The 12130-nt window shown below is 34.2% G+C and carries 12 protein-coding genes; all 12 read left to right on the plus strand.

Going from position 1 to position 12130, the window contains the following annotated elements:
• Nucleotides 1–7: 7 nt before the first annotated feature.
• The 12 genes from LEP1GSC190_RS07055 (at nt 8) to kdsB (ending at nt 12130) form a co-directional block, all read left to right on the plus strand.
• The gene (locus tag LEP1GSC190_RS07055) at nt 8–856 is read left to right on the plus strand and encodes an N-acetylneuraminate synthase family protein (protein ID WP_004280665.1); all 849 of its coding nucleotides are present in this window, start codon (nt 8–10) and stop codon (nt 854–856) included.
• Between the two features lie 2 nt (nt 857–858).
• On the plus strand, nt 859–1824 hold the full coding sequence (locus tag LEP1GSC190_RS07060) for a hypothetical protein (protein WP_004280045.1): 966 nt from the start codon (nt 859–861) through the stop codon (nt 1822–1824).
• The gene (locus tag LEP1GSC190_RS07065; RefSeq protein ID WP_004280684.1) at nt 1821–2504 is read left to right on the plus strand and encodes a WbqC family protein; all 684 of its coding nucleotides are present in this window, start codon (nt 1821–1823) and stop codon (nt 2502–2504) included. The genes LEP1GSC190_RS07060 and LEP1GSC190_RS07065 overlap by 4 nt, the downstream gene beginning before the upstream one ends.
• A gap of 4 nt (nt 2505–2508) precedes the next feature.
• On the plus strand, nt 2509–3714 hold the full coding sequence (locus LEP1GSC190_RS07070) for a DegT/DnrJ/EryC1/StrS family aminotransferase (protein ID WP_004280909.1): 1206 nt from the start codon (nt 2509–2511) through the stop codon (nt 3712–3714).
• Between the two features lie 2 nt (nt 3715–3716).
• On the plus strand, nt 3717–5423 hold the full coding sequence (locus tag LEP1GSC190_RS07075; protein ID WP_004280488.1) for an ATP-binding cassette domain-containing protein: 1707 nt from the start codon (nt 3717–3719) through the stop codon (nt 5421–5423).
• A gap of 71 nt (nt 5424–5494) precedes the next feature.
• Nucleotides 5495–6550, plus strand: a complete 1056-nt coding sequence (locus LEP1GSC190_RS07080; RefSeq protein WP_004280480.1) for a putative sugar O-methyltransferase — start codon at nt 5495–5497, stop codon at nt 6548–6550.
• Between the two features lie 21 nt (nt 6551–6571).
• Entirely contained in the window at nt 6572–8341 is a 1770-nt protein-coding gene (locus LEP1GSC190_RS07085; protein ID WP_004280842.1) for an LIC12162 family transferase, read from the plus strand.
• A gap of 17 nt (nt 8342–8358) precedes the next feature.
• Nucleotides 8359–9018 carry a 6-phosphogluconolactonase gene (pgl, locus tag LEP1GSC190_RS07090; RefSeq protein ID WP_004280777.1) on the plus strand — a complete coding sequence of 220 codons (660 nt, stop codon included), beginning with the start codon at nt 8359–8361 and terminating at the stop codon, nt 9016–9018.
• Nucleotides 9019–9048: 30 nt separating this feature from the next.
• The gene (locus tag LEP1GSC190_RS07095) at nt 9049–9891 is read left to right on the plus strand and encodes an FkbM family methyltransferase (RefSeq protein WP_004280060.1); all 843 of its coding nucleotides are present in this window, start codon (nt 9049–9051) and stop codon (nt 9889–9891) included.
• A 54-nt stretch (nt 9892–9945) separates the two neighbouring features.
• Nucleotides 9946–10581, plus strand: coding sequence for an SIS domain-containing protein (locus LEP1GSC190_RS07100; protein ID WP_004280836.1), 636 nt, complete (start codon nt 9946–9948; stop codon nt 10579–10581).
• A 1-nt stretch (nt 10582) separates the two neighbouring features.
• Complete coding sequence (locus tag LEP1GSC190_RS07105; RefSeq protein WP_004280627.1) at nt 10583–11338, plus strand: HpcH/HpaI aldolase family protein; 756 nt, start codon at nt 10583–10585, stop codon at nt 11336–11338.
• 36 nt (nt 11339–11374) lie between these two features.
• The gene (gene kdsB, locus LEP1GSC190_RS07110) at nt 11375–12130 is read left to right on the plus strand and encodes a 3-deoxy-manno-octulosonate cytidylyltransferase (RefSeq protein WP_004280443.1); all 756 of its coding nucleotides are present in this window, start codon (nt 11375–11377) and stop codon (nt 12128–12130) included.

The raw sequence follows: 12130 nt of genomic DNA on the forward strand, positions 1-12130 counted from the left end.
ATTTTATATGAGTCAAGAAATTACTTTAGGAAATATTAAAATAGGCGGTAGTAACCCTATTTTTATTATAGCGGAAGCTGGTTTGAATCATGGCGGAGATTTAAATCTTGCCTTACGAATGATTGATGAGGCGGCAGATGCAAAGGCCAATGCGATCAAATTTCAAGCTTACAACAGCGAGGAACGATTTGGTGAAAATAAAGAAGCTGTAAATTTGGTCAAGCCGGCTGAATTTGGAAAAAAAGAATTTTTATTATTAAAAGAAAGATCTCAAAAGAGAAATATACTTTTTTTTGCTACGCCATTTGATGTTCCAAATTTAAATATGCTCAAAGAAATCGGGGTTGAAATTTTAAAGATTGCTTCTTGCGATATTTGTAATATAACATTACTAGAAGCTGCTGCCGATTCAGGTTTGATTGTGATCCTTTCTCGTGGAACTGCGTCTGCTTCTGAAATAGAGACAGCAGTATCTATTTTTAAGAAAAAGAAATCTCCTTTTATTCTATTGCATTGTGTATCCTCTTACCCAATGAATGAAGTAGATGCAAATTTATCCGCTATTCAGACTTTAAAATCTAAATACGAATTTCCGATTGGATACTCGGATCATAGTAAGGGAATTGAAGTACCTTTGCTTGCAGTTGCAAGTGGTGCAGAGATTATTGAAAAACATTATACTGTAGATCGAACTCTACAGGGAATTGATTGGGAAATCTCTGCAGAGCCTAAGGAACTTGCTAAATTAGTGACAGAGGCAGAGCGTATTCGTAAAATTCTTGGGCATGGAAAGTTAGAACCCCAAACTTCTGAGCAAGAAGAAATAGAATATAGAGATAGTCTTAGAAGAAAGTAAAAATGATAATTGCATTTCGGGTGGATGGAGGGATTCGACCAGATATAGCAATGGGGCATATTTATAGATCTTGCTTGATAGCGGACCAATTAAAAAATAGATTTAAAATTGTTTTTATATCTCAAGATGAGGAAGATTTTCGTCCAGGCCATCAGGAAATTCGAAATCGTGGATATGATCTCTATTTGACTCAGGATAATCGAATCGATTTCTTATTGAATCAGATTAATCCTGTCTTTGCGGTAATAGATTTATACGAATACTCTAAATCTATTTTGGAACCGTTTACTTTTAAAAAGATTCCGATTTTGACCTTTGATCATTTTGACGAATCAAAACTATTGTCTCATTTTCCAATCAATCCTGTGCTCATTGATGGAAGAGGGAAATACGATGGTTTGAATTACATGGTTATTCCAAATCCATTTAGATTCACAAAAAAAAAAAATGTCGAGGAAATATTTTTATCCTTCGGGGGATACGATTATGGAAAAATTTCTAAACGAGTTCTTCAAATCTTATCGAAAGTTGCGGGTGAATTTAAAATCAATTTAGTGATAGGTTCCTCTTTTCCAAAAGAAGATATTCTGGAACTTATAGAAAAAGATTCTCGTGTTCGACTTTTTGAGAATCCAAAGAATTTTAACGAAATTCTGGCTGGATCAGATATCGCAGTTGTTGCAGGCGGGCTGACTTTTTTTCAAAGTTTGTCAGAAGGAATTCCGTGCATTGTGATTTGCCAATATAATCATCAGAAAGAGACTGCTCAAGCAATTGGAAATTCAGAGATGTTTAGGTTACTTGGGGTTTTTGATGAAATAGAAGATAAAGATATTCAATCTTCATTAGAAGAATTGATCAAAGATTCGAGAAAAAGGAAGCAATATAGCCTAGCAGGGATTAGATTAGTTGATGGGTTAGGTTTGAGTAGAGTAATTAATATAATAGAATCAGTGGTAAACAAATGATCGGTGTTATACTCCAACCAAATTATATCCCTTGGAGAGGTTATTTTGAGTTGATCGGTAAAGCAGACGTTTTCGTATTTTTAGACGACGTTCAATATACAACCAGAGATTGGAGAAATCGGAATCAAATAAAAACACAAACGGGCCTTCAGTGGTTGACAATTCCAGTATTTCAAACGAGCAAATTCGGACAACTGATTCACGAGGTAGAAATCGATAACTCTTCGAAATGGTATGAAAAACATCTAAATGCAATTACACGCAATTATTCAAAGACACTTTTTTTAAAAAAATTTGATGAGCTATTGGAAATACTTTATTCAGGGAAGTTAAGTAATCTTTCTGACTTAGATATTCTATCTATTGAGTGGATTGCAAGATATTTGGAGCTAAATACAAAATTTATTCGTGCTTCACAAATTGCTAATGAAGGAACTCGACAAGAAAAATTGATCAGTATTTGTAAAGAAGTAGGAATTACGACTTATATTTCTGGACCTAGTGCCAAAAGCTATATCGTTCCTGAAAATTTTGAAAAGGATGGAATTTCTTTACTCTACCAGGAATATGATTATCCGAATTATCCTCAGTTATATGGTGATTTTGTCGGTAATGTTAGTATATTAGATCTTTTATTTAACTGCGGTTTTGAAAGCCGTAAATATATATTTAAGGAATAAACAAATGTCTAAACTTGCCATTCACGGTGGGCAACCCGTTCGAGAATCTTTTTTAGTATATGGTGCTCCCGATATTGGAGATGAAGAAATTCAGGCGGTCGTCAATTGTATAAAAACTGGCTGGCTCAGTACAGGACCGAATGTACAAAAATTTGAGGCTAATATTAAGAATTACACCGGTGCAAAACATGCTGTAGCTGCAAATAGTTGTACTGCTTTGCTTCATCTTAGTTTAATTGCTCATAATATAGGTCCGGGCGATGAAGTAATCACAACCCCTATGACCTTTGGTGCAACAGTAAATGTGATAGAACATGTAGGTGCTAAACCGATTTTGGCAGATTTATTACCTAAAAGTTTTCATATTGATCCTCAATCTATAAGATCCAAAATTACACCGAAGACTAAAGCTATCATGCCGGTTCATTATGCAGGTTCTCCCTGTCAAATGGATGAAATTAACGCGATTGCAAAAGAATATAACTTAGTAGTAATTGAAGATGCAGCGCATGCAATTGGTGCAAAATATAAGGGAACTTTGATCGGAGATGGTCAAAATCTTACTTCATTTAGTTTGTATGTGACGAAAAATATTGCTGCAGGAGAAGGAGGAGTCTTGACCACGAATAGTGATGAGCTTGCGGATAAAATTCGTATTTACGGACTCCATGGAATGAGTAGAGGTGCTTGGCAGCGTTATTCAAAAAATTCGCAAATTCATTATGATATAGTCGTTCCAGGATATAAATATAATATGCCTGATATGAATGCTGCAATGGCGATTGAACAGTTAAAAAAATTAGAAATTTTTACTAAAAAAAGAAAAGCGATCGCAGAGACTTACTTTGAGCATTTGGCTGACGAAAGTGGTCTTGAATTGCCTCATGCATTGATTGAACAAAATGAAGGAGACCTATGCACTTGGCATATTTTTCCAATCTTGATTAATCCGGAAATTCTAAAGGGAAGTAGAGAAGAAATCATGACCGCCTTGATCCAAGAAAATATTGGTGTGGCGACCCATTATCGAGCTATTTATGAGCAACAGTTTTATAAGGAGAAATATGGCTTCGTCCCAAGTGATTTTCCTAATTGTGAAATGATCTCCAAGAGGATCTTTTCGATTCCATTGTCTACAGGTATGTCAACACAAGATATTGAGGATGTTGTAAATGGAATTAAAAAAGTATTCGGATATTTTAAAAGATAGAAATGATTCAAAAAGCGAATTATATACAGATTTTATTAGAATTTTTCTACCTTATTAAAAAGCATCCGATAAGCTCGTTTATCTTTTTGTTGGGAATATTACTTTCTGGAAGTGTTCAATTAATAGGGTTTGGTCTTATATATCCGGCTACGATGATGGCTTTAAACCATTCTCAAAGTAAAGAGCAAAATCCGATACTCAATAAGATAGAGTCAATTTTTACTCTTTTTGACATTCAATTTAATCTAACTAATGTAATCTTAGGAATTGTAATCTCCGTAATTTTTTCCTCTGCATTTCTACTTTTGGCTCAATACTATCAACATAATTTTTTAAGAAAATTAGATATAAAGTTACGAAGAGATTTTTTTCAAAAAGTTTTAAATTCTTCTTGGGGCGCTCTTTCGAAACTAAATCACGGAGAATTTGTAAGCATCGGAGCTCGTGAAATAGAAAATTATAAAATTCTAATAAAATATGATTTTATGATTTTGGCTAACTTGATTAATCTTATCTTTTTTCTATTGTTTTCATTTTTAGTGGATTGGAGAGTGATTTCTGTAACCGTTGGGCTTGTAGCTTTAAATTCTTTCATATTCTTTCCATTCTATAAAATTATAATGGCATTAGGTCAGAAAAATGTAAAAGAGTTTTCTTTATACAATTCTAATTTAATAGAAATAGCAAAAGCCTTCAAATACATTAAAACAAGTTCCAATGAAAATAAGGTTCTTTCTTATTTGGATCGATATATTGTTTCTCTTCCTAAGTTTTATTTTAAATCAATGGTTCTTTCGGATTTCACGGCTAGATTTTCAGAGGTTTTGATTGTTATCACTTTTGCGTTTATTATTTATTTAAGTGTTGTGATATTTCATACACCCTTAGAAAATTTGACCGTAATTTTTGCGATCTTAATACGCACCTTGCCAGAAGTAAAGCTACTTACCGATAACATAAATAGGGCTGTTCACTCATCTGTTTCTAGAATTGCAATTGATTCAATGTTGGATACTATTTCTGCTTCTGAGTACGGAGTTAAACCTACTTCGTCTATTTCTTTGGAAAAAAATGAAATTAAGAATATTTTATTAGATAATGTTAGGTTTGGATATAGTTCGGAGAATCTCCTTCTTAAGAATTTTAGCTTTGAATTTGAAAAAGGGAAGTTTTATGCAATTACTGGTCAGACCGGTGCAGGTAAATCGACTCTATTGGATTTAATCAGCGGAATTTTAAAGCCACTTTCTGGTAAAGTTAAAATAAATCAGGCTCCATTAGAATCTTATGACATTAAAGAAATTCACAAGAGACTTGGGTATCTCACTCAGGAGAATTTAATTCTAAATGGATCTATTTACGAGAACTTAATATGGGGTATTGATAGAAACGTTTCCGAAAAGGAATTGGACGATGCTTTAGTATTGTCACAGACGAAAGAATTCATTTCGACGCGCAATATTCATGAAGAGTTGTTTCAAAGTGGTGCGAATTTATCTGGTGGCCAAAAACAAAGGATTTCAATTGCAAGAGTTCTACTTGGTAAATTTGATTTTATCTTAATGGACGAACCTACTTCTGCGTTGGATGCGTCTACAGAGCAGCAATTTATGGAAAATTTGGCCAAGCTTAAGGGACAGATTGGATTGATTTATGTGACTCATAGAAAAGAAACATTAAAGTATGCGGATTCGATCATAGAATTTTAAATAAAGAATCAATTATAATCGTTATGTAGGTGAAAATGCAAATTACTGATAGACCTGAAATCCTAAAGCTAATGTTAGACGAGTTAGAAAAAGCTCCTGATATCTATAAACCGACTAATTATTGGTATTTGCATCAGCAAGTTTTTATCAAAGAGCTAAATAAAATTGGCCTGAAAGATTTTCGTAAAAGGAAATACTCAATTTTAGAAACATTTGGAGCAACAGATTTAGATTTTAAATATGGCCAAATCGATCTAAAAAGTAATAAATATTTTAATAATCGGTATGTGAGATCGCTTCCTTTTTGGGATTCAGTTATTTCTTTCTTAAATAAGAAACTCAATCAGCATTTTCCGATCATACCACCATATAATATTAACTTTATGGAATTAAAGGAGATTTTATATGAAAGAGTGGATTTACTCGCAAAATCCTCGAAAGCAAAACCTCTCAATTCTTTCTCAGCTTCTTTAATTGGAAACCCGGAAGATGTGTTTGTCGTAAGTGGCAAAAATTATACTTTAACTATTTTATACTATTATCTTCGTTATTTATTTTGTCAGAAAAATCTAAACCTCTCAAAAGTTAAAGTCATTGCAGAATTAGGATGTGGTTCCGGTAAACAAGTTGAGGTTTTGAAAAAGTTATATCCGGATGTTATTTTTTTATTATTTGATATTCCGCCTCAGCTTTATGTTTCAGAGAGTTATTTGTCTTCTGTCTTCCCTAAGGATGTGGTGACTTTTAAAGAAACGTTGGATATGGAAACAATTGATTTTTCGAAAAAAGGAAAAATTTATTTTTTTGGGAATTGGAAGTTTCCAATTTTAAAGAATATGAAAATCGATTTGTTTTGGAACGCTGCCAGCTTTCAAGAAATGGAGCCTGACATTGTTTCCAATTATCTAAGCATTGTAAATGAATCTGCTAATGCTGTTTTTTTACAACAATCAATGGAGGGAAAGGAGGAGGCCGCCAAAAAAGGCCAACATGGGGTATTAAAGGCGACAACGCTAAAAGATTATCAAAAGAATCTCAATCATTTCAAGCTTACAAATATAGAGGCATCTCTTACACCTTTTGGTACTCTAAATGGTTACAGCGATTCATTTTGGAAGCGCAAATGATACTATTTAAAGCATAAACAAATGAAGGATGCTCCTCGTTTATTAATTCTTACTGGTCATTCCGAGCTTTGGCCAAAAATAAAAAAGGAAGAAGAACGTGCTTTGTATTTAGGACCGTGGTGTTTTAGTCGGAATCAATTTCGTAAATTTTTTGAACAAGATGATTTTGAAATGGTTCCTTCGCCTTATAAAGATTGGAAAGATGTTGAGCTACATTGGACTTATATATCTAAACTTCATGATAGACTAATCATTTCTTTAAGTGAATATTTAAATGATCGATGTAATTTGCGAGAATCTGAGAAATTTTGGAAACTAAGAAGTTCTTATTGGCTTGTTCATTGGTTATGTTCTTACTATGATCGTTATTTAACTATAAAGAGTCTTAATGTTGAATATCCTTTAGTTGTAACTGTAGTGAATTATCATGGAGATTTAAAAGTAAAAAGTTGTGAAGATGCTTTAGAAAAACTAAAAGATCATGAATATAATTTGATTCTATATTCAGAATTACTAAATTTTTTAAAACCCCCTTCGATCGTTGTCAAAAAAGAAAGTGTTGAACTTTTCCGAGCTTTTCAAAAGCAAAAGCAAACTTTAAAATCTAAGGTACACTTTTTTTTGAATTATCAATTTTTTTTAGTTTTCTTTGGTCTTTTTTTCGGGGAATGTAAAGGGTTATCTTTTTTTTATAAAATTAGGCTTTCGCTTAAGAGCTTTTCGATTAAACGATTTTGGTCTGTTGTATTTAGGAAAATAAAAATACGGAAAAAAGAATTTAACTCTATAAATGCTCATAGAGAAATTAATTTCTCTGATTATTTTATTTCTAATAACGAATTCGAAAATTGTGTTTCTGAAAACATAATCAAACATATACCAGAATCGGTATTTACGAAAGAGCCTTCTTTTTCTGAAGAAGGCATATGGATTGGATTTGATATATATAATTCTAAAAAGGCAGATTTGATTTCTAGATATACCTCTGGTAAAAATGGAAAATGGTATTCGGTTCAACATGGCGGAGGGTATGATCAATATTTAGTTTTTCCTCATGAAAAGATGGAATATGAGGTTAGTGATGGATTTATTTCTTGGGGTTGGTCTTCTCAGGATTCAAGTAAGTTTACATTCTTGCCATCGCCTTACTTGGTAAATCTTAGAAAAATGAATGCCAATCTTAGAAAAAAAAAACAGATTTTATATATTTCTACAGAACATTTTGCGTATTTTCTTCGATTGCACAGTACACTTAGACCAGAGTCGCAGCTGTCTTATCTAAAAGAGCAAGCGAACTTTATTGCGAATTTGTCTGAAGAAGTAAGTAGAGATTTTGTATTTCGAGCATCGGTCCAATTTGGATGGAATAATTTAGAATATTTAAAGAGGGAGGATCGTTTACCTAAAACTATTTCTTCTATAAATGAAGATATTTTTTCTCGAATTCTTAAAGCAAGATTAATTGTGATTGACCATCTTGCGACTTCGTATATGGAGACTTTTGCCTTAAATATTCCGACTATCTTATATTTTAAAGAAGAAATGTTTGGATATTCTGCTAAATTTAAACCTTATTTGATGAGTTTAAAAGAAGTTGGCATTTATCACGAAGATTCTTTTTCCGCTGCCCAATTTTTAAATGAAAATTATCATAAAATTGAAGATTGGTGGGCTTCTGATGAAATTCAAAAGAGAATACAAGATTTCCTATCTGAATACGGCAGAGTTAATGAAAATTGGTTTGTTGCTTGGAAATCATTTAGTGATCAGTTGCTTCATCCTACTTTTTAGATCTTTTACATATTCTAATGCGAATAATTGAATTTTATAATAAAAAAGATTTTTTGAGCGATTGTTTGGGTAAAATCAAGGAAATTTCCGATTATAAAATCCAAAATAATGGTGCGTTTCATATAGTTCTGACCGGTGGAGATACGGCTCAACTCCTTTATTCTGAATTGAAACATTTAAAAACAGATTGGTCTAAGTGGTTTTTTTATTTTGGAGATGAGAGATGTGTACCAGAAGACCACGTCGATTCGAATAGTCTAATGGTTCAAAAAAGTCTATTTGAATTTCTTCCTGTGAATGAGAAACAAATCTTTAAAATTCTGGGTCATCTTGGAGCAAAACAAGGTGCTTTGGAGTATTCAAAATCTATTCAATTGATTCCTTCTTTTGATTTGGTCCTTTTGGGACTAGGTGAGGATGGCCACATTGCGAGCTTATTTCCAGGTATGAATTTGTCTGAAGAAAAGGATACAATTGAAATTTACGACTCCCCTAAGCCTCCAAAAGAGAGAATAAGTTTGTCTTTAAGAAAAATTAATTCATCAGATTGTATTTTAATTATCGCAAAAGGAAGAAAGAAAAAGAAGATCATTGAAAGAATCAAGATGGGGGAAACTCTACCAGTTACTTCTCTTTTTCCTAAAAAGTCAATTGAACTCTGTTATTTTTACGACTGACCGCTTTCGTTAAATAGAAAGGATTTTTAAATGAAAAGGATTGTGAAAAATTATATTATTAAAATAGCTTCTTTTATTATTTTTCTCTTGAGAAAAACATCAATTGGAAGATTTATTTTGGAAGTTGTCATCCATAATTTGATGAATCACGTGATCGAAGTCGATCACAAAGGAAAGATGTTCTTTACTGCTCCGAATGACCTAAACCGATTTAGGGCATCGACGTTTTCCATTAAAGAACCAGATACTTTGGAGTGGATCGATCAAATATCGGAAAACGCTGTGTTTTGGGATATAGGTGCGAACGTCGGTTTATATTCCATCTATGCCGCGAAACAAAAGAATGCAAAGGTTTTTTCTTTCGAACCTTCTGTTTTTAACTTAGAACTGCTTGCAAGGAACGTCTTTTTAAATCGTGTCTCGGATCAAGTCGTTATCGTTCCTTTGCCTTTGTCGGATCGACTTTCAATCAATAAGTTGCGGATGACAAGTATGGAATGGGGAGGTGCTCTTTCTTCTTTTGGAGAATTGTTTGGTCATGACGGTAAGCCTTTGGGCCGAGTTTTCGAATACTCCTTGATCGGTCTGTCGATGGAAAATGCAATTCACGAATTGAGTATTCCTGCACCTGATTATATCAAAATGGATGTGGATGGAATCGAACATATTATCTTGAAGGGCGGGAGAAAAATTCTCAAGACAGTCAAAGAAATCCTGGTTGAGATCAACGAGGATTTTAATGAACAATATAAAATGAGTCGAACCATCTTAGAAGCAGCAGATTTCGTTTTAAAAAATAAAAAAGGTTCCTCAATTTCGAATACGGGCTCGTTTCAAAATACGTACAATCAAATTTGGATTCGAAGACATTGAGTGTCACCGTGTATTTTGTTTTAGCAATTAACTCTAAAAAAGGCAAATAAAGTTATGAATCTATTGGAAACAGCAAAGAGTTTTTCAAAAACATTTCAACAAGAATCCATTGAAGCGATTCAAAATTTGGATTTAGAAGCGATTGCACAGGTTGCGGTTACTCTGTATGAAGCGAAAGAAAACGGTAAGAACATATTTTTTTTCGGCAATGGAGGAAGCCATGGAATTGCATCTCATTTAGCCTGTGATTTTGGCAAAGGAACTAAAAACTTATCCAAGACGAATCAAAAGTATTATAAAGTTTTCGGATTGGATAACGCAGCCTGGCTCACCGCTCAAGCGAACGACGGCAAGGAACCATTTATTCTTGGAAACTATCCAGGAACTTATACGCACGGGTATGACGGAGTTTTTGTTGGACAAATGGAAAATTTCATCAATCCCGGAGACATCGCGTTCGGCATTTCCAGTTCAGGGAATAGTTCCAATGTGATTAACGCATTGTTATTCGCTAAAGAGAAAGGCGCTAAAACGATCGCAATGGTCGGCTTTGACGGAGGACAGGCGTTAAAGACCGCAGATATGGTATTATTTGTACCTTCTGCAAAAGGGAAGTATGGAATTGTAGAAGGAGTTCATGAGGTTATTCATCATTTGCTCTATGAGTTTGCGGTTTTGTTAGAAAAATAATATGAATTCAGTGAAGGAAAAACTTAAGTCTGGCGGATTTACGATTGGATCTTGGATGCAAATTCCAAATACTTCGATTGCGGAAATCTTAGGAAGTGCTGGTTTTGATTGGATTGCTTTGGATTTAGAACATGGTGTTTTTGGTCTGGATCTTCTTCCTGACATTTTTAGGGCGATCAAAATCGGCGGAAGTTTGCCCTTTGCACGAGTTGCTCAGAATCATTTGAAGGATATCAAACAGGCTTTGGATGCAGGTGCTAAAGGTATTGTCGTACCTATGATAGAAACTGCAGAACAAGTGGAAGATTTTCTGAAATGGAGTAGTTATCCTCCGGATGGAACGAGAGGAGTGGGCTATTCAAATGCAAATCTATTTGGAAAATACTTCGATTCCGATTCGAAAAAGACTAATTCTGATTTAGTTCGTGTGATTCAAATCGAAAATATCAAAGCTATCCAACAAATCGATTCGATTCTTTCTATAAAAGGAATCGATGCCATGATGATCGGTCCCTACGATTTGTCGGGTTCGATGGGATTGACGGGCCAATTTGAACATCCCGATTTTTTAGCTGCCATTGAAGCTTTGAAAAAAGCGGCAGAAAGAAATGGAATTCCTCTTGGAACACATGTGATTCAAGCAGATTTTCAAAAAGTAAAAGATGAGATTCAAGCTGGTAAGAAATTTATTGCCTATTCTACGGATGCGATTATGTTAAATACGCAGGCAAGCTTGAATTTTAAAGAATTAAAATAGTTTAAAATTATTAATTACTGATTTTAGAATAAAGATATGAAAACGATTGCAATACTTCCGGCGAGAATGGCTTCTTCCAGATTTCCGGATAAACCATTGGCGAAAATTTCCGGATTAGAAATGATTGAACACGTCAGGCGTAGGGTTGAGATGTCCTCTTCCGTTGATGAGGTGGTTGTAGCCACTTGTGATGAAGTCATCAAACAAAGAGTAGAGTCTTTCGGTGGAAAAGCGGTGATGACTTCGGATGTTCACAGAGGTTGTATTGACCGGGTTGCAGAAGCAGCTCTTTATGTAAAAGGAGATATCGTTATCGTTGTCCAAGGAGATGAGCCTTTGATTTTGCCAGCGATGTTGGACGATTTGGTCAAACCGATGTTAAATGACTCTTCGATTTATTGTACAAATTTAGTTACAAAAATTGTAGATGAAGAAGAGTTTCAAAGTCCGAACGTTCCTAAGGTCGTTGTTGATAAAAATTGGGATCTACTTTATGCTTCGAGAGAACCAATCCCGTCTCGAAAAAAATATTCAAATGAAGATTATTTAAAGCTCAAGCAACTAGGGGTGATTGCATTTCGAAACGATTTCTTGCAAACTTTTGCAGCGCTTGCTCCGACTCCTTTGGAGGTTATCGAATCGGTGGATATGAATCGTGCAATCGAACACGGCTATAAGGTGCGAATGGTGCTAACAGAAGGGGTGATGATTGGAGTGGACGTTCCAGGAGACGTTTCCAGAGTCGAGTCTGTTTTTAAAACGGACTCGTTGCTATCGAAGTATTTATCATGA

Source organism: Leptospira mayottensis 200901116 (assembly GCF_000306675.2).
GTDB classification, from domain to species: Bacteria; Spirochaetota; Leptospiria; order Leptospirales; family Leptospiraceae; genus Leptospira; species Leptospira mayottensis.